Origin of the sequence: Lysinibacillus sp. NPDC056185 (assembly GCF_047737915.1) — a bacterium.
In the GTDB taxonomy this organism is placed as follows: Bacteria; Bacillota; Bacilli; order Bacillales_A; family Planococcaceae; genus Lysinibacillus.
This window is the reverse complement of sequence record NZ_JBLLLQ010000003.1, coordinates 225,487-249,728: the sequence shown is the minus strand read 5'-3', so window position 1 is coordinate 249,728 and position 24,242 is coordinate 225,487. Positions and strand designations below refer to the sequence as shown.

At 36.6% G+C, this 24,242-nt stretch carries 22 protein-coding genes; 7 read left to right on the top strand and 15 right to left on the bottom strand.

All coding sequences use genetic code 11. The features are described from left to right. Positions 1-325: 325 nt before the first annotated feature. The 4 genes from ACMZ42_RS05255 to ACMZ42_RS05240 all read right to left on the bottom strand — a co-directional run bounded on the left by ACMZ42_RS05255 (position 326) and on the right by ACMZ42_RS05240 (position 4,912). Positions 326-1,018: an alpha/beta hydrolase gene (locus ACMZ42_RS05255; RefSeq protein ID WP_415730827.1), complete on the bottom strand. Its 693-nt coding sequence runs from the start codon at positions 1,016-1,018 to the stop codon at positions 326-328. Between the two features lie 85 nt (positions 1,019-1,103). Further along, positions 1,104-2,471, bottom strand: coding sequence for a UDP-N-acetylmuramoyl-tripeptide--D-alanyl-D-alanine ligase (locus ACMZ42_RS05250; RefSeq protein ID WP_415730826.1), 1,368 nt, complete (start codon positions 2,469-2,471; stop codon positions 1,104-1,106). Between the two features lie 11 nt (positions 2,472-2,482). Next, positions 2,483-3,562 carry a D-alanine--D-alanine ligase gene (locus ACMZ42_RS05245; protein WP_370079953.1) on the bottom strand — a complete coding sequence of 360 codons (1,080 nt, stop codon included), beginning with the start codon at positions 3,560-3,562 and terminating at the stop codon, positions 2,483-2,485. 594 nt (positions 3,563-4,156) lie between these two features. Then, a complete protein-coding gene (locus ACMZ42_RS05240) occupies positions 4,157-4,912 on the bottom strand; it encodes a hypothetical protein (protein WP_370079955.1) in 756 nt (251 codons plus the stop codon). A gap of 384 nt (positions 4,913-5,296) precedes the next feature. On the opposite strand from ACMZ42_RS05240, the gene ACMZ42_RS05235 reads away from it, so the two are divergent. Then, entirely contained in the window at positions 5,297-6,484 is a 1,188-nt protein-coding gene (locus tag ACMZ42_RS05235; protein WP_370079957.1) for an FtsW/RodA/SpoVE family cell cycle protein, read from the top strand. Positions 6,485-6,548: 64 nt separating this feature from the next. Here the strand turns inward: ACMZ42_RS05235 and ACMZ42_RS05230 are convergent, their stop codons facing one another. Continuing rightward, the gene (locus tag ACMZ42_RS05230; RefSeq protein ID WP_370079959.1) at positions 6,549-6,686 is read right to left on the bottom strand and encodes an Lmo0850 family protein; all 138 of its coding nucleotides are present in this window, start codon (positions 6,684-6,686) and stop codon (positions 6,549-6,551) included. A 695-nt stretch (positions 6,687-7,381) separates the two neighbouring features. Between ACMZ42_RS05230 and ACMZ42_RS05225 the strand changes: the two genes are divergently transcribed. From ACMZ42_RS05225 to cls, 3 genes are all read left to right on the top strand, one after another. Then, positions 7,382-8,542 carry an MFS transporter gene (locus ACMZ42_RS05225; RefSeq protein ID WP_415730825.1) on the top strand — a complete coding sequence of 387 codons (1,161 nt, stop codon included), beginning with the start codon at positions 7,382-7,384 and terminating at the stop codon, positions 8,540-8,542. A gap of 444 nt (positions 8,543-8,986) precedes the next feature. After that, complete coding sequence (locus tag ACMZ42_RS05220) at positions 8,987-9,778, top strand: YwqG family protein (protein ID WP_415730824.1); 792 nt, start codon at positions 8,987-8,989, stop codon at positions 9,776-9,778. A gap of 187 nt (positions 9,779-9,965) precedes the next feature. Then, the gene (gene cls, locus ACMZ42_RS05215) at positions 9,966-11,423 is read left to right on the top strand and encodes a cardiolipin synthase (protein WP_402870212.1); all 1,458 of its coding nucleotides are present in this window, start codon (positions 9,966-9,968) and stop codon (positions 11,421-11,423) included. Positions 11,424-11,479: 56 nt separating this feature from the next. Here cls and ACMZ42_RS05210 read toward each other — a convergent pair whose 3' ends face one another. The 4 genes from ACMZ42_RS05210 to ACMZ42_RS05195 form a co-directional block, all read right to left on the bottom strand. Beyond that, positions 11,480-12,256 (bottom strand): D-alanyl-D-alanine carboxypeptidase family protein, encoded by a 777-nt coding sequence (locus ACMZ42_RS05210; RefSeq protein ID WP_370079967.1) that lies wholly within the window; start codon positions 12,254-12,256, stop codon positions 11,480-11,482. Positions 12,257-12,746: 490 nt separating this feature from the next. Beyond that, the gene (locus tag ACMZ42_RS05205) at positions 12,747-12,995 is read right to left on the bottom strand and encodes a hypothetical protein (RefSeq protein WP_132361600.1); all 249 of its coding nucleotides are present in this window, start codon (positions 12,993-12,995) and stop codon (positions 12,747-12,749) included. A gap of 58 nt (positions 12,996-13,053) precedes the next feature. Beyond that, positions 13,054-13,812 (bottom strand): membrane protein insertase YidC, encoded by a 759-nt coding sequence (gene yidC / locus ACMZ42_RS05200; RefSeq protein ID WP_370079969.1) that lies wholly within the window; start codon positions 13,810-13,812, stop codon positions 13,054-13,056. 189 nt (positions 13,813-14,001) lie between these two features. After that, on the bottom strand, positions 14,002-14,796 hold the full coding sequence (locus ACMZ42_RS05195) for a helix-turn-helix transcriptional regulator (protein ID WP_370079971.1): 795 nt from the start codon (positions 14,794-14,796) through the stop codon (positions 14,002-14,004). A 503-nt stretch (positions 14,797-15,299) separates the two neighbouring features. Between ACMZ42_RS05195 and ACMZ42_RS05190 the strand changes: the two genes are divergently transcribed. From ACMZ42_RS05190 to ACMZ42_RS05180, 3 genes are all read left to right on the top strand, one after another. Then, positions 15,300-15,950 (top strand): LytTR family DNA-binding domain-containing protein, encoded by a 651-nt coding sequence (locus tag ACMZ42_RS05190; protein ID WP_132361594.1) that lies wholly within the window; start codon positions 15,300-15,302, stop codon positions 15,948-15,950. A 440-nt stretch (positions 15,951-16,390) separates the two neighbouring features. Further along, positions 16,391-17,911, top strand: a complete 1,521-nt coding sequence (locus ACMZ42_RS05185) for a succinate CoA transferase (RefSeq protein ID WP_370079973.1) — start codon at positions 16,391-16,393, stop codon at positions 17,909-17,911. Positions 17,912-18,031: 120 nt separating this feature from the next. Further along, complete coding sequence (locus ACMZ42_RS05180) at positions 18,032-19,177, top strand: MFS transporter (RefSeq protein ID WP_415730823.1); 1,146 nt, start codon at positions 18,032-18,034, stop codon at positions 19,175-19,177. Positions 19,178-19,190: 13 nt separating this feature from the next. Here the strand turns inward: ACMZ42_RS05180 and ACMZ42_RS05175 are convergent, their stop codons facing one another. From ACMZ42_RS05175 to ACMZ42_RS05150, 6 genes are all read right to left on the bottom strand, one after another. Beyond that, a complete protein-coding gene (locus ACMZ42_RS05175; RefSeq protein WP_415730822.1) occupies positions 19,191-19,499 on the bottom strand; it encodes a hypothetical protein in 309 nt (102 codons plus the stop codon). Positions 19,500-20,180: 681 nt separating this feature from the next. Further along, positions 20,181-20,462, bottom strand: a complete 282-nt coding sequence (locus ACMZ42_RS05170; RefSeq protein ID WP_370079979.1) for a GNAT family N-acetyltransferase — start codon at positions 20,460-20,462, stop codon at positions 20,181-20,183. Between the two features lie 138 nt (positions 20,463-20,600). Further along, on the bottom strand, positions 20,601-21,515 hold the full coding sequence (locus ACMZ42_RS05165; RefSeq protein WP_370079981.1) for a DUF1002 domain-containing protein: 915 nt from the start codon (positions 21,513-21,515) through the stop codon (positions 20,601-20,603). Between the two features lie 492 nt (positions 21,516-22,007). Then, the gene (locus ACMZ42_RS05160) at positions 22,008-22,865 is read right to left on the bottom strand and encodes a S1 RNA-binding domain-containing protein (protein ID WP_370079983.1); all 858 of its coding nucleotides are present in this window, start codon (positions 22,863-22,865) and stop codon (positions 22,008-22,010) included. A gap of 41 nt (positions 22,866-22,906) precedes the next feature. Continuing rightward, positions 22,907-23,326 carry a transcriptional regulator MntR gene (gene mntR / locus ACMZ42_RS05155; protein ID WP_132361580.1) on the bottom strand — a complete coding sequence of 140 codons (420 nt, stop codon included), beginning with the start codon at positions 23,324-23,326 and terminating at the stop codon, positions 22,907-22,909. A gap of 562 nt (positions 23,327-23,888) precedes the next feature. Further along, complete coding sequence (locus ACMZ42_RS05150; RefSeq protein WP_370080102.1) at positions 23,889-24,188, bottom strand: late competence development ComFB family protein; 300 nt, start codon at positions 24,186-24,188, stop codon at positions 23,889-23,891. Positions 24,189-24,242 lie beyond the last annotated feature (54 nt).

Here is a 24,242-nt window from a genome sequence, read left to right as displayed (position 1 = left end):
TAAGTTGACAAATGGTTACATTTTCAGATGAAGTTGTCGGCAAATTCGAGCCTGTGTTTTGGAACGTTTCCGTTACTTAAAATTTTTCTCTATATGATGGTCACATAGAGCTCTCTTATATGAAAAGGAAAGCCCGGTCTTTACCGAGCGGTTTGATTCTGTCGTAATTATTCACTTTAGAATAAAACCGTTGTGTTCAAAAAAAAGTACTCTTCAATCAAATATGAAGAGTCTTCGCACAAAATGTATCCATTGCTTACACTAGTCTAACATGGGATTAAAACGTATGCAACGATAACGCATGAGTCGTAATAATCTGACTACTTTACGCACTCATTAAAAACGACAAAACGTAAGAAAACCATTCAGAACAATCTTCATCATAACATATATGATGCTTCCCTTTATCAGAAAAATACAAAGTTTTATCGTTTGAGTTTACTTGATCATATAAAAATTGAGCCGTGTGATATGGTACTATTCCGTCTAATTTCCCTTGTACAATATACACCGGAATTTTAATATCTTTATAATACGGCTCCACCATTCGAACAAGCTTCATGAATTCTATCGTTGACGATAGTGGCACATGATTAAATTTATGCCGGTACCGTAAAAACAATTCATTACTAGACAGATTACGATGATACGCCTCAGTGGCAAGCATTTTAAAATCTTTGACTAGTTGCTTCGGACTCACATACTTGGCAGCTGCGCTTAGTAATACAAGCTTTTTCACTTTATAACGTTTAGCTAAATAGAGCGCTATAATGCCACCCATTGAAAACCCAACTACTATTACTTCGTCTACTTTTTTAGCAAGAGCACGAAAAGCGAGCTCGGCATCCATTAGCCAATGCTTGGCAGTGAAACCACGCATTTGCAATTCCTCCCCATGTCCTGACAAAGTAGGTTCTTCAATCAGCCAATTTGTATGCGTACGTAAATAGGTAGTAAAAGGTTCTACTTCATAAGGCCCGCCTGAAAATCCATGTATACATAACACACCTACTGACATTTTTTTCACCTCTAAATTGTAACTCATTTAAATCAAGAATTTAAAGAATCGGTGAGAGAGTATCCCACCGATTCCTTGTTTCATTTTATGACGTGAATGCACGTAAGATTGTTTCTAATTTCATACCGCGAGAGCCTTTTAGTAAAACGATAGCCTCCTCGTTAGCTTGCTGTAGTTTTTCGATAATTGGCGTATAATCATCCTCAACGTATAGCAAATGTTCCTCATCAAAACGCTCTTTTAAGACTTCATATAAATAAGCCATTCTTGGGCCAAATAAACATACATAAGCAATTTCTTCTGCATGAATATCCTTCGATAAATCTTCATGGAAATGTTTTTCATTTGGGCCAAGTTCAAGCATATCACCTAACACAAGCCATTTTTCTGGGCGGATCGTTGTCGATGCTACAAATTGAATAGCCGCCTTCATAGAGGTTGGTGCAGCATTGTATGCATCATTAATAAACAATGCCCCGTTTGATCCATTCACTTGTTGCATGCGCATATCCGTTAGAGCTACTTGTTTTAAGGATGCACGAATTTGGTCATCGTTTAAACCTAACTTTTGAGAAATTAACATAGCGACTAATGTATTTTTCACCTGGTGCTTCCCGAGAACGGAAATAAAGAAATCTCCTTCAATCACACCATGTGTAGAGAAGCCACTACCATCAGAAGTTGCTTCAATATTGTCTGCATACAATAGATTGTCATGCTCTAAGCCAAATGCCACTGCATTTAACTGCTGCTCTTTTGCAACTAGCTCCTGAAGCAGCGGTTCATCTCCATCATAAAATAGCACGCCATCCGGTTGCATCCCTTGAATTATTTCAAACTTGGCTTTAGCGATTCCGGCACGTGAGCCTAAATCTTGCATATGAGCCTCGCCAATGTTTGTAATCACCGTCATATGTGGACGAGCAAGTTTCGTTAAAAATTCTATTTCACCAAAACCACTCATACCCATTTCAAGCACAGCAACGTCCGTATCTTCATCTAGCTGTAAAACCGTAATAGGTAAACCTAGTTCATTATTAAAATTCCCAATGGTCTTTTGTACTTTAAAAAATGGTGTTAGCGTTCCCGCTAAAATATCTTTTGTTGATGTTTTACCGTTTGAACCAGTAATGCCAATAAATTTCGCTTTATGCTCACTACGATAGGCACGAGCCATTTGCTGAAGCGCCACTTCTGGATCATCTACAAAGAGTAATGGTACACCTTGAGGTGGATTCGGTTCATCTTTCTGCCAAAGAGAAGCACCTGCTCCTTTTTCAATAGCCTGCTGAACGAATTTATGACCATTGGCCGTCTCACCACGAAATGGTACAAACAGGTCCCCTTGTTGAATTGTACGTGTATCAATGGAAATTCCTGATACTACCGAGTCACCAAAAGCTGGTACATCCTCATTTAACCATGTAGCTAACTGCTTTAATGTTTTTTTCACAATAATCCCACTCAGTCTTTTTTATAGTGAAGCTGTTGTTTTTCTTCAAAACGCTCAATTGCTAGTGTAATCAGACGATTAATCAGCTCTGGGTAGCTTACATTTGTATGTTGCCATAGAAGAGGATACATGCTAACAGGTGTAAAACCTGGCATTGTATTCACTTCGTTAATATAAATGCTGTTATCGGCTGTCACAAAAAAGTCCGCACGAACTAAACCGCTTCCATCAATAGCTTTGAACGCACGCTTTGCAAGCTCCTGTAAGCTTGATACAGTATCTTTAGGAACCTCTGCTGGAATAATAAGGGCTGTCGAGCCATCTTTATATTTAGAATCATAATCATAAAATTCAGTTACTGGTTTGATTTCACCAGGTACAGAAACTTCCGGGAAGTCATTTCCTAGCACAGCTAGTTCAATTTCACGAGCAACAATACCTTGCTCAATTACAATTTTACGATCATACTGTAAAGCTATTTCGATAGCCTTCACTAATTCATCGCGGTTTGTTGCCCTGTTAATTCCGACACTTGATCCCAAGTTTGCAGGTTTCACAAACATCGGCCAAGCCAACTTTTCTTCACAACGAGCAAGGATAGCCTCCTGTTCATTAGCCCATTCGCTACGAATGAAGTACGTATACGGTACTTGTGGTAAGCCGGCAATTTCAAATAATTGCTTCATGATTACTTTATCCATGCCTGTCGCTGATGCTAACACACCGTTTCCTACATACGGCAAATTTAGAACTTCAAGTAAACCTTGAACAGTTCCATCTTCACCATTAGTACCGTGAAGTAATGGGAAAATTACATCGAATTGTACAGTTTTACCATCTTTATCCATTAAAAAATTTGTAATATTATTTTCTAAAATAGTGTTATCATCACCAAATTGTAATTCTTCAATTGTACTTGCAGGTTTTTTTAGACGCTCACCGCGGCGCCATTCCCCTTCAAGTGTAATGAAAATCGGATATACTTCATACTCCTCGAAATTCAAAGCTCCAGTGACTGCACGTGCTGTCGATAATGACACCTCATGCTCCGCTGACTTTCCACCGTATAATAAACCGATTCTTTTTTTCATTTTTGTGCCCTCCGCATACTTCTTGAGTACTATTAGTTTATCATGAAACGTCTTGACAAATGACATCAATTTCGACTTGCCGTAATTGTAGCTGTCGCTACATAAAGCATTTGTAGCTAACTCTTTACTTTCGTTACAAACATTAAAACAATTACTGAATGACGATAAAAATCTCACCGTAATTTTGACGGTGAGATTTAGTGTATATTCATTCTACGTACAAATGAATAGATCAATTATGCCTAGGCATAATTGCGTCAGGAATCAGCTTCGTGCTTAGGCCTGCACAAGGGCCGACACGATGTCGGTCATTTCGGTAATGCCACAGGACGTGGCGTTTTTACCGATGCAGGTCAGTTAGCCGTTATCGCATGGATGCGATGATTTTAGGCTAACATCCTTTATTGAACTCCCTTCTGATTCCGTGACATCCGCCGGAGGCTTTAGGCCAACAGATGTTTTTTGCGCGAAAGCGTAGTGCTAACGTAGCGTCAGCAGCACCGATGTTGGTCACTCAGTCGTTGCCACAGGATGTGGCGTTCTTAGACTGAGTTCCTCCATTTCAGCGGGTGTTTGGATACCCGCTGAAAGAAGTTAAATAATATAAATCAATTCATCGTGCTCATTTTTCAAAATTGTATTTTTTAAATCATCCCACACCTCATCAGGGAAGGAATACTCTGACAGATTGCGAATTTCGAGACCGTAAGCTACTTTAGGCTTTTCAATTCGATACAATGATAACAGTGCCCCATCTTTAGCAAATGAACGATAGGCACGCAAAAATTCCGGTGAAATAGCAGGAATACTCGATTTCGCCTTTCTTCGCCAAAAACCAGTGCTACGTTCCTTTTCACGAATCAAACTGTTCAAAACATTAGCTATGAGTAAATCTGAATCGCTTAAATGGCGAAAATAAATTTTAGTCATTTTCTCTAAATCTGAAGAATAGTAGACAAATCGATTTTGTAATTTATTAAAAAATGGCGAAGTAATCGGTTCCTTTTTATGACTTATGTAAAGTAATTCCCCTTGTTCCATCGGTGTTAGTTGGTCTAGCCTCTTCTCATCCATAAAGTCTATCCAACACAATTCTTTGGATTCGGTAGATTTTTTTACAAACTGAGGTACTTCCTCTTCTGGTATATAATCCAACTGTGTATGCATATTAAAGGAACCATCTTCATAGGAATGTTTCAATAACAGTAAGTGATGAAGTGGTTCAAGTGCAGCCACAAATTGCGAGAATTTAAGCCCGCTAAAAACAACAAATTTATCGACCTCATTCATATGAACATAAATATGAAACATAAAATCTTCAGCTGACTTCAATTTTTTACCCACAACCATCACCCCATTCTTCACTACATTATAAAACTAAACAGGAATTTTTGAAACATTTAATGCTAATAATCGTCATAACAATATTCACAGGCGTAAAAGTGTTTTTTACGTTATAATATGAATGTTAAAGATGCTATTGCATATATGTTTTTTAACTACTCGGAATGAGCACATTTAGAAAGAATATAATTCTATTCATTTCTTACAAATATCTGAGAGGATTCTAAATCAAAAGCAAGTATTGAGCCCCCTTGTTCACACGCTCACTTCGGTTTGATATTTGCCTCTTGAGGATGCACTTTTTAAATATATTTGGTAGTATATTGAATTGGAATTAATTTAAATCAAATTTACTCATTAAGAGATACTATTTTAATATAGGTGGCTTGTATGGAAAATAAACGAAATTTCGCGAATCGTTTTGACTGGACGCTCGCTTTTATACTTTTAACCTTCCTAGTCATAAGTTTATTAGCCATTGCGTCGGCTCAAACATCAGGTCAGTATGGTGTTAACTATGTTCCTTTACAATTGCGATGGTACGTCATTTGCTCAGTAATTATTGGAATAGTTATGTTTTTTGAACCTGACCAATATAAAAAAATGTCTTGGTATATGTACGGGGCAGGCATCGTATTATTAGTACTACTTATCTTCATGCCAGAAGGAACAGGACAAATCGGTGCAAAAATTAATGGTGCAAAAAGCTGGTATCATACACCTCTTGGAAATATTCAACCTTCTGAGTTTATGAAAACCTTTTACATTTTAGCACTTGCTCGACTTATTAGTAAGCACAACGAAGTCTATTCTTTTAGATCATTAAAAACAGACTTTATATTGTTAGGTAAAATCGGTGTTACACTGTTACTACCTTTAGCTCTTATTATGCAGCAACCTGACCTCGGTTCAGCATTGGTATTCTTTGCCATTACAGCTGCCGTTGTCATTGTAGCAGGTATATCGTGGAAAATTATTTTACCAACTTTTCTAGGTGGCGCTATAGTAGGTGGTTCTCTTGTATGGATGGCACTCTATATGCAGGGTTTTTTAGAGAAAACATTCGGCTTTAAACCATATCAATTTGCTCGAATCTATTCTTGGTTAGATCCATATTCATATTCTTCTAGTGATGGATACCATTTAATTACTTCCCTAAACGCCATTGGTTCAGGTGAAATTTTCGGTAAAGGTTTCCGTAGTCGTGAAGTTTACGTTGCCGAAAATCATACCGATTTTATTTTTACAGTTATCGGAGAAGAATGGGGTTTTATTGGTGCTAGTATCGTTATTTGTATTTTCTTTTTATTAATCTATCATTTAACAAAAACTACACTATTATTGAAAGATCCATACTCAACATATGTATGTGCTGGTATTATTGCCATGATTACATTCCACGTATTTGAAAATATCGGTATGACTATTCAGTTATTACCTATTACCGGTATTCCCCTACCGTTTATCAGTTATGGAGGAAGTTCATTGATGGGGAACGCTCTAGCCCTCGGTCTTGTTTTCAGTATGCGTTTCCACTACCGTACTTACATGTTTACCACTCATGATGATGATGATTAATTATGGACATAAAAAATGGGTAGTCTCAATTACAGAGACTACCCATTCTTATTTGTAAAACGAGTTAAGCTTGAACTTGCGGTGTTTGCGTTGGTGGTGTGAGCACTTTTAAAAGTTCAAGTCGAGACTTTGTTACAGTGGCTTTTACACCCAACTTAGATAAATTCGAAACAATCTTTTTCAAATCTACTTCTTTTTTCATACATTCCACCTCAATCTTTCCTCGAATTTATATAACGTTTTATTTCCAAAAAAGTTTCGTTTTTGCAAGCGTATGATGTCTGACGAGTTAATCTCTTTCTATCATACCATTTAACTTCGCTTTAAAATTTTTCATTTTTGTTACAATGTAAATTTTTCCTTAACATACTATTTACCATCTCATCATCAAAGCGTGAAGTTGATTTCCGTTCCGGCTGGGCGCTTTGTGCTGACGCTCCAGTCTCCACTCCAATCAACTATAACGTGTTAATAAATGTCATTCCTATAAACTTATTTACCATTAAACAGCAAAAGTTAAACATAAAAAATTAAAATACTGACATACCCTCTAGTAGTATACCCCAGAGATAAATTAATACACTATGCGACAATCGATACAAAAAATTTAAAATGGAGTGAGTCCATTTAGTTACTTTAAACTCGTTATTAAATTTTTAGTATCAATATAATTCATTGTTAACAGTCTGCAGTTTTTTATACATTGTTTTAACCTCTTTTCTCTACTGCATTGTCCCCGGGAAGTCTCCAAGCATTAACGTTTTAGCAAATGTCATCCCCTACTTTTAGTAATGAGCCATTAAACATAAATTGTTTTGACTTCCGCTTTCTTGTAATAACAATAACAAGAGAGGTAGAATATACATACTAAAATATCGTATGAAAGCAGGGTACTATATGAAAAAGGCAATTTTATTATTAATGTCTGTTCAATTCCTCGTCTACCTAGGATTTGGAATTATTATACCGGTCTTACCCGAGGTTGTAGTTCAGCAAAATTGGGATGAACTACACGTAGGTGGCCTACTTACAGTGTACTCGCTTGCAAGTTTTTTCACTGCACCATTTTGGGGTATGCTGTCCGATAAGGTAGGTCGTAAGCGACTTATATTAATAGGCCTAGTTGGTTTTAGCTTAAGTTTTGTTATTTTCTCTTTATTTATTGATAATTTAGCAATATTGTACTTCTCACGTGTTGTGGGTGGTTTATTCTCAGGTGCACTATACACATCTGTGACAGGCTTTGTAGGAGATATGTCAAGTGAGGAGGATCGCAATAAATATATGGGTTTCATGGGTATGTCCATCGGGCTCGGTTTTATTTTTGGTCCTGCAATTGGCGGTATGCTCGGACACTATAGCCTGCAACTACCATTTATCGCTTCTGCAACACTAATTGCACTATTATTTATTTATGCAAGTTTCGTTTTAAAAGAACCTACAAAACGAAAAGATACAAATAAACGTGCCATTGTGCCAAAGGGTGCGGCCAAAATGTTGCAGTACCGTGTGCGATATTTATTTATGTTCTCATTTTTAGTGACTTTTATGCTGGCTGGAGTAGAAGCAACGTTCCAGTTATTCCAAATTGATCGAATTCAAATTACACCGTTACAAATTGGTTATTTGTTTATGTTTAGTGGCTTTGTAGATGCAGCTATTCAAGGCGGTGTTGTTAGACGTATTAAAAATGGAAGCGAGACAACTTGGTTAATAGGTGCACAAATTGTCACAGCTATGGGTATGCTTTTATTCACTTTAACAGCTAACTTATTTATGGCAGGCTTTGCCCTTTGTGTTTTCACAGCAGGAAATGCGCTCGCAAGAACATGCGTCGTATCTCTTTCAACTAAAGAATCTGGTGGTCAATACGGGACTGCTGCAGGTCTTTCCTATTCAATGGATAACCTAGGACGCATTCTAGGTCCACTATTCTTCACTTGGCTATTTACAATGCAATCTAGTTTAGGCTATTATACTTCAGCAGCAATAGCCGTCGTTTCAATAAGTTTAATATTTATTTTTAAAGCATCAAATAAATCTTTACGACTTGAATAATTTGTTGATAAAAAGCCGTAACTTAATAGTAATTCGAAGTTTATAGAACACAACAAGGGATATTGGATCCATCAATTATGCCTCATCTGGAATCGGCTTTGTGCTTACGCAAAGAACTCCTTTCCGATTTCCGTGACATCCACCGGAGGCTTTGGGCCAACAAATGTTTTTTGCGCGAAAGCGTAGTGACAGCAAAAGGGTTTTATCTGTGCGAAAGCGAAGCGGCAGCGGCAACAGCAAGATGTTGGTCACTCAGTCGTTACCACAGGACTTGGCGTTCTTAGACTAAGTTCCTCTAATGATTTGGACACCTGCTGAAAAGTGGCTTAAAACCGCATTCATTTACCACCTATAGAGGTGGGAGACTTCTGTACCTGACGCTACGCTTTCGGTACAAAAGACATTTGCCGAAAGAATGTAAAGCAGAATATCGGAGGGCCCCGCATGAACAAAACAACAAATCTTTTTCTTCCAAAAGAGCTAGAATCGTTTCGTTTTGAAATTGAAGATACACTACTTTCAGCAATGATTATCACACCATATAAACGATCAACTACGTTAACAGAAAGTAAATTTGCTGGGGAACCTTACTTACCCTATTCCCAAACATATCCGAAAGATATTACAGGTGAGCCTATGCGGCTATTAGCTCAAATTAACTTTGCAGAAATGCCACCACTAAAGGATTTCCCATCTCAGGGTATTTTACAATTTTTTATTTCATCTAATATTTTCGTGAATGTTGATCATTATCACGAGGATATTTTCCAGCAATTTTATAAAATACGTTTTTATCCTACTGTAAATTTTGAAGCGACAGTCCCTAAACAGGAGTTTTTAGTACAAACAGCAGATGACAGGTTCCCTATTCACCAGGAGTTAGCATTACAATTCCAACCTATCCAAGAACCTGTATCTGCTTTAGATTATCGCGCGATACATTGTTTACCAAACTTAATACCTTCATCACAAGATGTTGATTTACGAGAAATTTATCTACAGCACTTCTTAGGGGCTGGAGCTAAAATCGGTGGTTATGCCTATTTTTTAGAGGAAGATATCCGTCACGAATCGCAGCTTCTTAAACGATATGATGTATTGCTACTCCAAATTGACTCTAATGATGAAATTGGTATAATGTGGGCAGATAGTGGCGTTGGGAAATTTTTCATTAACAGAGAAAAGCTTCTTCAAAAGGATTTTTCTGATATTTTATTTCAATGGGAGCATTATTGATCCTTATTCGACAAATGTAGCGGTCGCTTACAACAATTACGAAAGGCGAAATTGATTTTGGATTACCTCGTTAGTTTCGGAGGTAATCCTTTTCCATGCGTACTAACAAATTTCGTATCTTCTTTCCACATATAAAGTAAGCTATACTAGATATATTGTGAAAAATGTAGAAAAGGCAGGTGTAGGAATGAGTATTTTTACAGACTTTGGATTTCTAGTATCTTTCATTATGTTTATCAATATTTTAGCAGCAATGGTCATAATTTTTTTAGAGCGTAAAGATGCCACTTCTACATGGGCATGGATTCTCGTACTATTTTTCATTCCATTAGGTGGGTTTATTTTATACTTGCTATTCGGACGACAATTACGGAGAAAGCATTTATTCCGTTGGGAAGGACGCAAGGATATTGGTATCGATAACCTCATTAGTTATCAGACAGAAGCGATCCGAAACGACACATTCGAGTTTCGTATAGAAAATGCGGAAAATTATAAAGAAATGATTTATATGCATCTTAAAACAAATAATGCAGTTTTAACGCAGGACAACCACATTGATATTTTTGATGATGGTGCAAATAAATTTGAGCAACTTCTGAAAGATATTGAGGTAGCAAAAGATCATATTCACATTCAATATTATATTTTCCGTCTAGATGACTTAGGTACACGCATTATTGATAAACTTATAAAAAAAGCAAAGCAAGGGGTTAAGGTAAGAATCTTATATGATGAAATGGGCTCACGCAACATTAAAAAGCGCCATTTCAAGGAATTGCTTAATGCAGGCGGTGAAATCGAAGTATTTTTCCCATCTATTTTTCCACTTATAAACCCTCGTTTAAATTTTAGAAATCACCGGAAAATTGTTGTGATTGATGGCCGGATTGGTTATATCGGGGGCTTTAATGTCGGGGATGAGTACCTTGGTCTACAAAAGAAATTTGGCTATTGGCGAGATACACATTTACGTATTGAAGGTAGTGCGGTACATCCATTACAAACACGCTTTTTACTTGATTGGAATCAAGCTTGCGCACAACAGAAAATGGGTTATTCGGACCGTTACTTCCCTGCTATTCCAAAAAAAGGTGATGTGGGCTTACAAATCGTGTCTAGCGGCCCTGACTCTGAATGGGAACAAATTAAAATTGGTTATTTAAAGCTTATTAATATGGCGAAAAAATATATATATATCCAAACGCCATATTTCATACCCGATGTTAGTTTTCTAGAAGCTATTAAAATTGCGACGCTTTCAGGTATAGATGTAAGGATCATGATTCCGAATAAGCCTGATCATATGTTTGTTTATTGGGCTACATACTCATACGTAGGACAATTATTGCGTGCAGGAGCAAAAGTTTATATTTATGAAAAGGGCTTTATTCATGCTAAAGCAATTATTATTGACGATGAAGCATCTACAGTCGGAACTGCAAACCTTGACGTACGAAGTTTCAGTTTAAATTTTGAAGTTAATGCATTTATCTATGACTCAACGATTTCACATCAGCTTGCTGAGCTGTTTGAAAAGGATATTTTTGATTGTACTGAATTAACTTGGGAAATGTACAAAAATCGTTCTACACTGATTAAATTTAAAGAATCAGTTTCACGTTTATTAACACCTATCTTGTAGAATGTAGAAAAGGAAGAGAGCTAGTTCATTAATGATGAACAACTCTCTTCCCTTTTTTATTTCACACCTAAATATTCTTCTAGCGTAATATTTTGTTTTTTAATGTCTTTTGCTATGTCTACACCAACATAACGATAGTGCCATGACTCATACATATAACCTGTGATGTCTTCTTTATTTTGGGGGAATCGTAAAATAAAGCCGTAATCTTGAGCATGCGTAAATAACCATTGTCCAGCTGGTGTTTCACCGAATTCTTCAGTTAACCATAAACTATCTTTGCCGCTTTCCCCTATATCAAAGGCCAAACCTGTTTGATGTTCTGAATAACCCGGTCGAGCACTATAGCGATCAGCAGCAGCTTGCCCATCACGTTTAGCATAGTTATTATATAATGTTGTTTGATATTCAAAAGATCGATAGCCACTAAATGCAACTAAATCAAAACCTTGTTGTTTTGCTGCAGCAAACATTTTGTTTAGAGCTTGACGTGCCTCAGGATTTTCTTCAGGCGCAAAGGTAGATGGTAGCGGATATATTTTATTCGCTAATAAAATCCCCTTAATATATGTCGGCTCGGTTGGTAATGTTTGATTTGGTACATAGCCATTTTCATCTGTCTTCTGCTCTGGCTTCACAGGATTATCTGTTGTTTTTTTCGGCTCTTCTTTTGCAGGTGCATCTTTTTTAGTTGGTTCTGCTGTTTGTTGTTCTTCTTCATCTGATGCATTACTTACCTGTTTATTTTTATAGTTATACACTACGAAAATAGAGACAATAAGCGCCACTGAGATTACAGCACCAAGGATGAGTGGTAAACGTTTCTTTTTCACTATTTTTTACCCCTTTTAAAGTTATCCAGTACTACATAGTAAGGATCCTCTTTCAAAGAATTTAGAAAGAACAGTCCTAGTAAGTACCGATACTATTTTGTACTATATTGGTTCATCACCCAAAGTTATGGATACTTTTGTTAAAACGTCTACTATGTGAATAAGTTGATTGGAGTGGAGACTGGGCGACTCCTTGGGGATTAGCGTCACAGATGAGACCCTGGAGCGAGCACATAGAGGAACTAAGGCTAAAAGCCACTTCCTGTGATAACGCCTTCGTGATCAACATCCTGTTGCCCCAAGCGGCTCATCGGACGCCCCCAGGAAGCTTTGCTCTGTGCGAAAGCGAAGCGTCAGCGACAAAGCGCCCAGTCGGAACGGAAATCAACCACACGTTTTGGTGATGATCCACTATATTGGTATAGTCTCATTTTAGCACTGTTCACAATTTAGGGTGTAGATTTTCACCAATGATTTTAAAATTAATCTGTTAGTCTGTGAGAATAATAATAAGCACTACTATAGAAGCAATTGAGAAAAATATTGCCATGTACTTCATCCATTTTGCCTCTTTTACATAACCTTGCTCTTTAAAACTTTTTGCCCTAAAACCATTCGATACGGCAAACATAATAGTCATTGCCAATACTGCAAAATTAAAATTACCCATGATAATAAATACGATAGCCGCAATACTAAAAATCGCGACGAGAATAGATGATAGCAACTTTATGTTCATCTTGCTGTCCTCCTAAAAAAATCGAGGCTACATAGGCGCCTCGACAAAAATTATTTTATTAGTTTACTTTTTCCGGATGCTCCGAATAAAATTTTCGACCGATATATGTTTGAATAATCAACAACGCACCGCTGACTGACCAGTAAAGTGGTAGGGCTGCCATAGATGTCATCGAGATAAAGACAATCATAATTGGTGAAATATAAATAAACATTTTCATTTGTGCTTTTTGTTGCTCTGGTACTGTCCATAATGATACACGTGCTTGAACTAAATATACAAGACCCGCGACAATTGTCATAGCGATATCAGGTGAACCTAAGCTAAACCATAAAAATTCGTGTGCTTTCACGTCTGTAGAATATAAAATGGAGAAATAAAGACCCATGATAATTGGCATTTGAATTAACATTGGTAAACAGCCCATGTTAAGTGGATTGATACCATGTTTTTGATATAATGCCATCATTTCTTGTTGATACTTCGTTTGCTCTTCTTTTGTCTTTGCTTCCTTCATCTTTTTCTGAACAGCTTCCATTTCAGGCTTAAACGCATCCATTTTCATTTTCATCTTTTGCTGCGAACGGTAATTTTTTAACATAATCGGCATTAAGACTAAACGAATAAGAACTGTAATAGCAATGATTGCTAAACCATAGCTACCTGAAAACATAGTGTTACCGAAAAATTCTAATAAAAATTCCATTGGTTTTACAAAGATACTATAGAAAAAACCTTCTTTGTTTTGCACAGCTTGACAGCCACTAAGAACAAAAACGGCGAGTCCAAGCATTGAAAATAGCTTCAAATTTTTCATTTTTCCACCTACTATTATTTATCAACTAAAATGAAGTATACATTATCTGGCCTATCTTTATCAAATAGCAAGTGCTACTAATTCCATAACATAAAAAAGATGCGAGCTTTAGCATCGCTAATGTGTCCGCATCTATTTATTAATCTTATTTATAACCCATTGTGAATAATACTAGATATACTTCTAGCTTTAGACGTTTTGAAACTCTGATTCCGCCATCTCAAAACGATAAAACTCGTGATGTAGTTCATCTCGGAAATGTTTGGGCGTTACCCCAGTATATTTTTTAAAGATGCGGGTAAAATAACTTTGGTTACAGAAATGGAATTGATCTGAAATAGAAGTAATACTTTTATTAGTGTGTCTAAGATAGTACTGTGACTCTTCTACTCGACGAACATTTAGATATTCAACTAGTGTAATACCAACATGTTCTCTAAAAATACGCGATAAGTGACTAGTACTAATATGGAAGTTATTTGCGATGCTTTCCACTGTTAAGTCATTTTCCAATTCATCATTTATATACATAATTACTTTATTAACTGTCTGGTGACGGAAAGTCGGTTGCTTGCGATCTGCAATAAAATAGACAAAGAAATCGATTAAATCATCAGCAAATTGTAAAAATTCTGCGTCTTTCATTTGATTTTCGATCATATCATTACAAGCAATGTTAAAAGCAAATGCTTTCTTCGAAGGAACTTGATTGTCTAGCAATTTACGAGCAACAATTGACGACAAAACAGAAAAATAACTTCGAACAATTTTAATGACTTGTTTGCCAAAACGTATTGAAAGAATATCAATTAATTCATGCAAAGATTTTTTAGCCTTTGCCGATTCTAAATGGTAAATTTCAAATATTAATTTCGACTCAATATTAAAAAATTCTTCTATACCGATGTATTGATTAATACTATCGATTTCTTGAAAGTATCTTTTGGATATCGTTTCTGATATAGAATGTTGATGTAGTTGCATAATCTTCCCCATCTTTCTTCAGATTGCACGAGTTGCTTTTACATTTTTTGACACATATCTATTTCATATAAGAAAATAGTATTTCCTTAATAATTGTATGAATTGAGTCATATTTCACAATTATATAATTGAATATAACTTAAAAATAACCCAACTAAACCACTAGTTACAAAAAAAAATAGACTATACAGTGAATTTTACCATATTCTGCGATTTCCTTTCAACCACATTTTGTCTCTTGCACTAGTTCTAATTTATCATATATACATAGTAGAAACCTCGTAAACTTATTTACCTACATTTAGATTTTACCATATACATACCAAAATGAATTAGTAATTATTTAAAATTTGTTACAAATTATGTAATGGATTTTACAGCTTTATATTTCATCAATCGACATTTCTCTTTTTTATTCCGAAATCTTCTCTATATAATTTATACGAATATGTAGTAAAATAGATGATAATACTATTTTTAAAAGTTTAGACGAGGTGTTAAAATTGGAACCAAAACAAATAGAAGAAATTATGGAGATTATTAAGGAATTCTTCCCTGAGAATACTTCCATTGCAATTTCCGATACAAACGAGTACTTGTACTACCAACCGAGCAAAAAAGTTGATTTAAAAATCAAACCTGGCGACCCAATTAAAGAAGGTTCTGCAGCTCATAAAGCGTTAAACTACGGACAAAAGATTAGCTCTTACATTGAGCCTGATGTATTTGGAGTAGCATATTACGGCATGAGTATTCCTTTAATGGAGGAAGGTGAAACTAAGGGTGCTATCACTGCGATCTTCCCACAAAAGCCGTCAGCATTTTTAACGAACTACATTACAATCAAAATTGACGATTGTTGGTACCCAATCAAGCATGACCAGGTTATTTATCTTGAAACACAGCTCCGAAAAACATTTGTTAAAACAATGAGTCGTGAAGGATATCACCGCTTAAACCTAAGTGATCTTGAGCTATTTTTAGCCCCTGACTCATTTATACGTTGTCACCGCTCTTATATCGTTAACATTGACTACATTGATGAAATTCAACCAGATTCACATTCAACGTTTTTATTAATCATGAAAGACGGTACCCGTATTCCTGTTAGCCAACGCTATGCAAGTTACTTCCGTCGTTCTTTAGGTTTCTAATTTTGTAAAGTACAGCGAGCAATTTTAATTGTTCGCTGTACTTTTTTCTTACTGCACATCACCAACAGTTTAGGATGACACGTTAAAGCTCATCAGACGCACCCAGGAAGCTCTGCTCTGTGCGAAAGCGAAGCGTCAGCAACAAAGCGCACAGTTGGAACGAAAATCACCCCCCATTATGTTATTTAATCTTTTATTTTTAGAAAATTTCCTTTGTAGCTCTACATTAAAACGTTTTCTCTGTCGAAAATTCGTTTTTATGCTCATTTTTCCTCTTTTTACTCAATTTAATGCTATTTCTAAAGTTTTTGTGACAATTTGGTGATAGTATTATTCAAATGGTTGGAGTCATACTACAACTGAATAAACAGAAAATTCTTACACGTTTTTTCTAGTTTTGTAATCGGTTTCCATCAAACTTTTTAGGGGAGGATTTTTTAATGGATGCAAATGTTCAAAAACGCCTAGGCTTAAAAGAACTTGAAAGTAAAATTGTTACTGCTGATGAAGCTGCAGCACTGATTTCTAACGGTGATGTAGTTGGTATGAGTGGATTCACTCGTGCGGGGGACGCAAAAGTTGTTCCTATGGCATTAGTAGAGCGCGCTAAAAACGAAAAATTCAAAATTGATGTATATACAGGGGCTTCTTTAGGACCTGAAGTTGATAATTACTTAGCTGATGCTGGCGTTATTCGCAAACGTGGACCGTTCCAAGGAGATGCTAAGATTCGTAATTTAATTAACTCTGGTGATGTCCTATATGTAGACGCACATCTTTCACATAACGCTGAATTAGTTCGTCAAGGAATTATTGGACCAATTAAATATTTAATCCTTGAAGCTGTTGCTATTACAGAAGATGGGTTTATTATCCCAACAAACTCTGTTGGTAACTCACCAATCTTCGCTGAATATGCTGAAAATATTATTGTCGAATTAAATATTTCTCATCCAGAAGCTTTAATTGGTATCCACGATATCTATGTACCAGGTGAGCAAGGTCAACGTGAAGCAATCCCAATGACTGATGCTATGCAACGCATTGGTGACATCGGTATTAAAGTAGATCCAGCTAAAATTAAAGCGATTGTTATTTCTGAAGAGCCAGATGCTCCTTCATTAATCGTTCCGCCAGATGAAGAAACACAAACAATGGCGAACATTTTATTAGATTTCTTCAGCGATGAAATTAAAGCTGGTCGCTTAACAAAACAATTAATGCCATTACAATCTGGTGTAGGTTCTGTTGCAAACGCTGTACTTGACGGCTTCGCAAATTCAGAATTTGAAGATTTAGTTGTTGCTTCTGAAGTACTTCAAGATGCAGTATTCAACTTAATTGATGCTGGTAAAGTTAAATTTGCAGCAGCTACTTCAATTACACTGACTGAAGAATTGCAGAAAAAAGTATATGGCAATCTAGAGAAATACGCTGATAAAATTTGCCTACGTCCACAAGAAATTTCTAACCACCCAGAGCTTATCCGTCGTTTGGGTCTAATCTCAATCAACACTGCTCTTGAATTAGATATCTATGGCAACGTAAACTCAACACACGTATCAGGTACTCGTATGATGAACGGTATCGGTGGTTCAGGTGACTTTGCACGTAACGCACGTCTAGGTATTTTCGTTACTAAATCATACGCAAAAGGCGGCGCTATCTCTTCAATCGTGCCAATGGTTTCTCACGTTGACCACACTGAACATGATGTTGATGTAATCGTAACTGAGCAAGGTATTGCTGACTTACGTGGTCTTGCGCCACAAGAGCGTGTACCTTTAATTATCGAAAACTGTGCACACCCAGATTACAAAGAACAACTTTGGGATTACTATAACCGTGCTCTAGAAGCAACTGGTGGCCATCAAACACCTCATATTTTAGAGGAAGCACTTTCTTGGCACGTAAACCTTGGTAAAAACAAAACAATGAAAAAAGAAATTGCTAAAGCTTAATTTCATATTTCAGGAACGCTTCATAAGTTGAAAAACTTATGAGGCGTTCTTTTTTTTCGGGAATGGTATAATCAGTGTTGGACTATCTTACTAAATACATAACTTTCCATCGGAGGAGCAATGAAGAAACTTATCTATTTGATTATATTCTTTTCATTTTTCGACCTATTTACCCAGCTTCCTATCATGAGTACATATGCTGAATCCTTAGGGGCATCAGCCTTCTTTACTGGCTTGGCTGTAGGTATGTATTCTCTTTCCAATACATTTGGTAATATTATCTCTGGTATTTTAACGGATCGTAAGGGACCATTCGTTATTTTAATCCTAGGTCTACTAACAACAGGGCTTTCACTTACACTTTATAATCTAGTAGAAGATCCTATTGTTCTATTAGTAGTGCGCTTTGCACATGGATTAGTTGCGGGCTTAATTGTTCCTGCTGCATTCACATTTTTAGCAAATGCAACTGAACAAGAGAAAAGAGGTAAGGGTAGTGCTATCTCTGGAGCTTTTGTTGGCATTGCCGCAATAATCGGCCCCGCATTTAGTGGCATTTTAGCGAGTCGTACTAGCGTACCATTCGTTTTTAATATAACAGCAAGCTTTATGCTCTTGTTGAGTGTACTCGCCTTCTTTTTACTAAAATCAAAGCAAGTAAAAAAAGAAAAATCTGCGCCAATTACAAACATCCCTATTCATGTACTTTTTACTAATACAGGTACATTAAAAGCCTTCTCAAGTGCATTCTTTTTAATGTTTTCTCAAGGGGTTATTGCCTATCTCCTTCCTCTAAAAGTACAATCTTTAGGCTTTGATTCACGCTTAAGTGGCACTTTGATGAGTACATTCGGAATTATTGCTGTACTCGTATTTATTTTGCCGACTAACCGTATTTTCGATAGGGTGGCACCAATTAAAACATTATCACTAGGTATAAGTTTAATGGGGATCAGTCAATTATTAATTAGTCAGGCGGATTCAAGTACGTTACTTTATATTGCAATGGCCTGCTATGGTATCGGGTTTGGCTTCTTGTTCCCATCAGTCAATTCACTTTTAATCGACTCTACGACTGCTGAAATCCGCGGAAAAGCCTATGGTTATTTTTATGCCTTCTTCTCACTAGGAGTCGTCCTAGGTTCCTCATTGCTCGGATGGCTCTCACTAGGTATTGTCAGCGGCTTTATATTTACTGGAATTGTATTATTAGTATTTGCATTGATCATTATATGTACACAAAAAAGACCTTCTCACGTTGAATGAGAAGGTTTTGTTATTATTTACCTTGTTCCTGAATTTCTCCATTGTAGTAATTGATACCTGTATGTCCCCCACCTTCAGCAACCATTTCGTTTGAAGCTATTTTTGTTGGAGACGTTCCAGCTTCTGTCGCTACTTCAGTCGATATACGCTCTGATATGTCTTTGTGCATCTCCATATTCGTTGTATTCAAATAAGATGCTAATTTAGATTTTGTACTATTAAACATACTTAATGCTTTATCACGATTTTCTTTTTTACTTAAATAAGATGCTGCTACAGCTAACCCCGCAATTACAACACCTGTTCTTTTTCCTTTTGCCATTATAAATCCCTCCCAAAAATATTGAAACTGGCTCTATAATATATCTTTTCCTTATTATTTGAGGACTAAACATAATTTTTATATACGTTACAGCATATATATAAAGAGAGATCATCTATAATCCTTCGTCTACCATATAAACAAAATTCATAGTAAGTCTGTATGTTCCCAGACATAGTTAATCAACCTCCTACTAAATTTCATTGTAGGTAACTATTTTTTGCTTATCACCAAAAATAAGGAATGTTATTTAAAGTACCCAATTGAAATTAAATTAAATCCCATATTATGGTAAATATTTATGATTATAAAGGACAGTTAAAGGGAAATAATGTATTAACACTAATAATTGGAGAGTGATTATCATGAAAGATTTGGACTCAGTATATGATTGGGTAGACATGGCTTCATTAGTAGGTGGAGCAGGCTTCTTAACAGTATTAATTTATAGTATTTTACTGTAAGGAGTAGCATGGATGATTTGCAAAAATCAATTATGACTCAGCATAATTGTTGCTGTCGCTTCGCTTTCGCACAGAAAACATTTGCCGCTGGAAGCTTTAACTTCTTTCAGCGAATGTTTTACAAAAACATTTACTGAAAGAAGTTAAAAGGCAATCCGCTTTCTACCAAGCAGATTGCCTTATTTTTATCCCGCATTAACGGGTAGTAAGTTTCACTTTATTGTTTTACATCATTATAATCATTAGACTTTTCAAATGCTGCAACTACATACGAGCAAACAGCTTCCATTTTATAGCCTTTCTCACGTGCATAAGCTGCAGCATGATCCAGCAATTTTTTTGCCACACCTTGGCCACGGAGCTTATCTGATACATATGTGTGATCCATTACCATTACTTGACCCTTTTGTTGCCATGTAATTTCCGCTAATCTTTCCCCTTCTTGCTCATAGGCAAAAGCAAGCTTATTTTCTGCTAGCTGTTGTAATTGAAATTCCATTTCTCACCACTCCTTTTTTTCATAGTAACACAGCTTTTTTTATGTAGCACTTAAAAAAGTACATCCCTTGAAAAATAAAAGAATCTGCTACCTTCCTCTAGCAATCAAGAGAAAGTGTTGCAGATTCTTTTCTATGAATTAATTAAACCAGGACGCAATTGTATCCTTTAAATTAGCAAAGAAATTTTTCACACTTTCCCAGAATCCTTTATCTTCCATTAGTGATCCGAATTTATCTTTAATCGTACTGCTAATATCATCTAATTGTTTAGACCATTTACCAAAATCAATGTCTAGTTTACTAATTTTATTCATCAAATCAACTAGCAATTGACGGTCCTTGTCACTTAAATTAATTTCAAGCTTGTTTAATTGCTCTTGCACAATCTTTTCAACTTCTTCTTTAGTTGCTGGCTTCGAGTCTGCAATTTCTTTTTTGATTTCCGTTAGTAATTGCGCAACCTTAGCATCGTCCACGCCTGCCGATTGCGTAAGAGTAGTTGCTACTGATAGTTCATCATTTGCAACATCTGTACGATCAGTATCTAGCTTTTCACCTGTTGTTACTTCGTAAGCTTTATATATTCCCACAAGCGCTGAATGGCCTGTTACTGCCTTAGGCGCAGCCACCTGTACTGTTGCATCTTCAATACCTGCAGTTAGCATGGCATTTGCATACATTTCAGAAGTAACCTGTGTAATATTTGACGGTGTAACAATTTCAATAACTAAGCCTTCTCCTGCATTCTTGCGCGTAATTTTGGCAGAAGAATACATACGAGAGCTTGAATTACTATCTTTAATATATTTAGCTAAGTCTTGACCTGAAACTGTTATTTCTTCAACTTCAGGCTCTTCGTTCACTTTTAATGACTTTTTAACAGACTCTTTTTCAGTCTCAGATAAGTTTGCACCGTATACGACGATTGGTGCTCCTAGCTTTTCATCAATTGCTTTAGGTGGCGTATTATCAGCTGCAAAACTTGTTGCTGGTGCCATCACGCCAAATACTAACATAGTCGCCGTTAGTATTTTTATCCACGTTTTTTTCAAATTGTGTGACCCCTTTCGTTAGAAAACTCATTTGGCCTGTATAATGTTTGCCAATCAATTATACCTCGGCATAATTGCCGCTGTCGCTACAGATAAACAATGCGTCCGGATTCGGCTTTGCGCTTAGGCCTGCACGAGGGCCGACACGATGTCGGTCATTTCGGTAATGCCACAGGACGTGGCGTTTTTACCGATGCAGGTCAGTTAGCTGTTATCGCATGGATGCGATGATTTTAGGCTAACATCCTTTATTGAGCTCCTTCCCGAATCCGTGACATCTGCCGGAGGCTATACCTTTTTTCAGCGGATGTTTGGTCTCACGCTAAAGAAGGTAAGCAATAATTAGTACGAAAAAAAGACGAGAAGGTTTCAAAGCAGCTCTCGTCATTTTCTTTAATTTCATTTAGTAACAAAAACACTTGTAGCTGTCGCTACAGAAAACACTTGTATCTGTCACTTCGCTTTCGCTACAAAAACACTCGCTGAAAGAAGTTAAATTTCCTCTGTCCAACCGTCCTGCTGTTTTACCTTACCAGCTTTCATAAGCGTACCTAACGCTCGTTTAAATGCACCTTTACTCATTTTAAACATTTCTTGAACTTCATCAGGTGAGGATTTATCGCCAAATGGCATTTTGCCCCCTACCTCTTGTAGATAATTTAAAATTCTTTGTGCATCATCTGAAAGACGCTCATGTTTACGTGGTAAAAGTGAACCATTCATTGAACCATCATCTTTTACATCAATAATACGAACATCTACATCTTGTCCAAGACGAGGTTCTGCATTACGCTCTGACTCATGAACAAAAATACGGTATGGGATCTCCACACCTAATAAAAATGAGCCAACTGGTAATAAACGATATGGACGCGCCTTAATGTTTTTATTGTGCAGTTCTTCAAATGCACCTTCATATAATTCCGAAATTTTTTCTTCAGTTGCTAAACGTCCAAATAAATCACCATTGCGATCTGTGCGTAATGTCATAAATAAATGGTCGCCTGGTGCTGGCCAAAGTTCTATTATTGCAGGTAAATCTTCAGCTTTTACTAGCACCTCACGTGAAGTACCGATATCTACAAAAGCCCCTTCACGCTCGACTACTTTTAGAACACGAGCCCAGCCATATTCCCCTTGTACGAAAGCTGGAATAGCTGTTGTAGCCGCTAAATCGCCACGACGATCCGCAAATAAAAATACTTCAAGGCGGTCACCTATTGCAAGTGGCTCTGTTACCTCTGAAGCATTTAAGGGCAGTTCGTCAACTCCATTTGTTAAGATCCATTTCGATGCTTGTTGTTCTAATACAGTTAACGTAACAACTTCACCTGATTTTAATTCGTTCATATTGTCTTCCTTTCCCTCTTAACATCATTTTCACAAAAACTTTAGAAATTATGATGTGTTCTAGATGCCTCTAGTTTTTTAACGATGTCCGGATTTTCTTCCATTACTTGCACAAGATCCGCAATTCGATCGATTGAGTTCCAACTTAAATGATGTTCAATTCCTTCTACATCATCGTAAATTCGCTCTTCATCTACACCAATGATTCGCAAAAATTGCTCTAGAAGCTCATGGCGCAGTACAAGACGTTTTCCAAGCTTTTCTCCTTTAGGCGTCAATGTAAGGCCACGGTATTTTTCATAAACTAAATAACCATCTTTATCTAATTTTTGAACCATTTTCGTAACAGAAGAAGGAAGAACAGATAATGCTTCAGCAATGTCAGACACACGAGCATACCCTTTATTTGTGATTAATAAGTATATTTGTTCGATATGGTCCTCCATACTAGGTGTTGGCATATCCTTTTCCCTCTCTTTCCTTTTCTTACTCTCTAGTTTACTACAAGCTTGCCTTAAAAGTTAACTGAAAATACATATGCAAAAAAAACAATACATGTGCACCCTAAAAAGAACCAACTTCATATGTTGGCTCCCGTATAGTTGGAAAATTTGTGTCAATGAAATTAAGGTATCATTTTAAATAAAGTGTGCTTTGCGGCAAAGTAAGGGATTGATTTCCGTTCCAGGCTACTCGCTTTCCTGTGGGCGAGCGTCGAGCCGCTTCCTCCGCTGCGCTCCGTGCAGGGTCTCGCCTGTCTCGCTTTCCCACGGGAGTCGAGTAGCCTTCCACTCCAATCAACAATAGCGTAGTGTTATTATAAATTTCTTGCATTTCAAAAGTGAACGCTTTGGCTACTCATCATATTCGAACTGAATAGATTTATAACTTAACGGTTTTGTATCTGATGTTGCTACCACTTCACTTTCGCACATAAAACATTTGTTGCTCCAAAAGGCTATACTTTATTTAGACACACCTTCAATTGACCCAATACTTTTTCAAAAACATGAAAAGCCAACTTCATATAGAAGTTGGCTCTGCCTTATGTCGAGGATGCTTATTTACCACATGTAATGCATGAATAATCTCTTTATTGATTCGTTCAATATTTTCAGGAGTATTCATCATTCTAAATGCTTCATCTCGGGTTTCCATAGATGTAACATACTTGCTAGGCAATGCATTTAGTGTAAGTGCCACTGCGTCAAGTTCACAGATTTCACATTTACAAAATGTTTGATATTCCGGTCCTCGTAGTAGAAAACTTACTAAACCACGCACAATTTCCTCTGTAACATTTACTAAAATAGGATCTGACATATTCAAACCTTCGCCTCATTTATATTTAATTGTTACATTATTCCTGAAACCATA

Bases quoted from the DNA above. Each gene is read 5' to 3' on its own strand.
- ACMZ42_RS05255 (WP_415730827.1), bottom strand. From the start codon at position 1,018: ATGTCAGTAGGTGTGTTATGTATACATGGATTTTCAGGCGGGCCTTAT.
- ACMZ42_RS05245 (WP_370079953.1), bottom strand. From the start codon at position 3,562: ATGAAAAAAAGAATCGGTTTATTATACGGTGGAAAGTCAGCGGAGCAT.
- ACMZ42_RS05240 (WP_370079955.1), bottom strand. From the start codon at position 4,912: ATGGTTGTGGGTAAAAAATTGAAGTCAGCTGAAGATTTTATGTTTCAT.
- ACMZ42_RS05235 (WP_370079957.1), top strand. From the start codon at position 5,297: ATGGAAAATAAACGAAATTTCGCGAATCGTTTTGACTGGACGCTCGCT.
- ACMZ42_RS05230 (WP_370079959.1), bottom strand. From the start codon at position 6,686: ATGAAAAAAGAAGTAGATTTGAAAAAGATTGTTTCGAATTTATCTAAG.
- ACMZ42_RS05225 (WP_415730825.1), top strand. From the start codon at position 7,382: ATGAAAAAGGCAATTTTATTATTAATGTCTGTTCAATTCCTCGTCTAC.
- ACMZ42_RS05220 (WP_415730824.1), top strand. From the start codon at position 8,987: ATGAACAAAACAACAAATCTTTTTCTTCCAAAAGAGCTAGAATCGTTT.
- cls (WP_402870212.1), top strand. From the start codon at position 9,966: ATGAGTATTTTTACAGACTTTGGATTTCTAGTATCTTTCATTATGTTT.
- ACMZ42_RS05205 (WP_132361600.1), bottom strand. From the start codon at position 12,995: ATGAACATAAAGTTGCTATCATCTATTCTCGTCGCGATTTTTAGTATT.
- yidC (WP_370079969.1), bottom strand. From the start codon at position 13,812: ATGAAAAATTTGAAGCTATTTTCAATGCTTGGACTCGCCGTTTTTGTT.
- ACMZ42_RS05195 (WP_370079971.1), bottom strand. From the start codon at position 14,796: ATGCAACTACATCAACATTCTATATCAGAAACGATATCCAAAAGATAC.
- ACMZ42_RS05185 (WP_370079973.1), top strand. From the start codon at position 16,391: ATGGATGCAAATGTTCAAAAACGCCTAGGCTTAAAAGAACTTGAAAGT.
- ACMZ42_RS05180 (WP_415730823.1), top strand. From the start codon at position 18,032: ATGAAGAAACTTATCTATTTGATTATATTCTTTTCATTTTTCGACCTA.
- ACMZ42_RS05175 (WP_415730822.1), bottom strand. From the start codon at position 19,499: ATGGCAAAAGGAAAAAGAACAGGTGTTGTAATTGCGGGGTTAGCTGTA.
- ACMZ42_RS05170 (WP_370079979.1), bottom strand. From the start codon at position 20,462: ATGGAATTTCAATTACAACAGCTAGCAGAAAATAAGCTTGCTTTTGCC.
- ACMZ42_RS05160 (WP_370079983.1), bottom strand. From the start codon at position 22,865: ATGAACGAATTAAAATCAGGTGAAGTTGTTACGTTAACTGTATTAGAA.
- mntR (WP_132361580.1), bottom strand. From the start codon at position 23,326: ATGCCAACACCTAGTATGGAGGACCATATCGAACAAATATACTTATTA.
- ACMZ42_RS05150 (WP_370080102.1), bottom strand. From the start codon at position 24,188: ATGTCAGATCCTATTTTAGTAAATGTTACAGAGGAAATTGTGCGTGGT.